Below are 493 nucleotides of genomic sequence, written 5' to 3'. Positions count from 1 at the left end.
TTCGCCGCGACGATGGAGAGCCCGTCAGCCCTCCTGGATGCGATGAAAAACCATCCTTCGATCCGGCCGCTGATCGCTGGCTCGGAGGTGAAAGAATATGCCGCCCATCTTATCCCCGAAGGTGGTTACAAGGCCATTCCGCAGCTCTTCGGCGACGGTTGGGTCATCGTCGGCGACGCAGCGCAACTGAACAATGCCATTCACCGTGAGGGTTCGAACCTTGCCATGACCTCGGGTCGTGTCGCGGCTGAGGCGATCATCAAAGGCAAAAGCCGCAACGGTCCTATGACCAAAGGGAACCTTGCGCTCTACAAGACGATGCTGGATGACTCCTTTGTGATCAAGGATCTTAAGAAATACAAGGACATGCCAGCCTTGCTCCACACCAATTCCAGCAACTTTTTTGACAGCTATCCGCGGCTGATGTCGCATGCCGCTCAGAACTTCATGCGTGTCGACGGCACGCCGAAGATCGAGAAGGAAAAGAACACCA

General features: G+C 55.6%; 1 pseudogene. It reads left to right on the top strand.

From position 1 onward, the window contains the following. Positions 1-493, top strand: a pseudogene (locus tag EN807_RS32515) (FAD-dependent oxidoreductase); the annotation flags it as partial.

The organism is Mesorhizobium sp. M5C.F.Ca.ET.164.01.1.1, from assembly GCF_004792125.1.
Taxonomy (GTDB): domain Bacteria; phylum Pseudomonadota; class Alphaproteobacteria; order Rhizobiales; family Rhizobiaceae; genus Mesorhizobium; species Mesorhizobium wenxiniae.
The sequence above is the reverse complement of the archived record's forward strand: the minus strand, read 5'-3'. Positions and strand labels throughout refer to the sequence as shown.